General features: G+C 39.6%; 1 protein-coding gene. It reads right to left on the reverse strand.

The genetic code is table 11. From position 1 onward, the window contains the following. Positions 1-34: 34 nt before the first annotated feature. Complete coding sequence (locus A3766_RS32645; RefSeq protein WP_369808621.1) at positions 35-472, reverse strand: LysE family transporter; 438 nt, start codon at positions 470-472, stop codon at positions 35-37. Positions 473-511: the final 39 nt, after the last annotated feature.

Raw genomic sequence — 511 nt, forward strand, 5'->3', positions numbered from 1 at the left:
TAGCCGTGCCTGTCATTGATATAGCCAATGCCATTTACAGCCATATTGAGATACCAGAAAACAGTAACTGGCCACTAAATATTAGCAACGGTACAGAAAGCGACTTAAGCACGACAGCGTAAACTCTCGGGTTGAACCGCTCTCCTAAGGCTTTAATAAAGAGAGCCACAGAAAATTTCGTAATACACAGACTAAATAATGTACAAACAATAAATACAACAGCCTCTATATTAGAGCCCATGAAAATATAGCTACTGCCAATAGTTAGCCAAAATATATACGGTGCTGGATTTAGGAAGTTAATTTTTACTGCCGTAGCTAAGCTTGAGCTTTTGCTACCCCCGACACTAGGGTCGATGTTGTTTGGAGTTTTAAGTATTTTGTATGCAATAAGAGCTAGGTACATAGAGCCAAAGACAGAAATCGCAGAGATAAACAAGCCTATATCATTAAGCTGCAACGTTAACAGCAATGCCAGAAGTATAATTGGCCCATNGGTTACAATAGGTGC

This window comes from Oleiphilus sp. HI0132 (assembly GCF_001635845.1).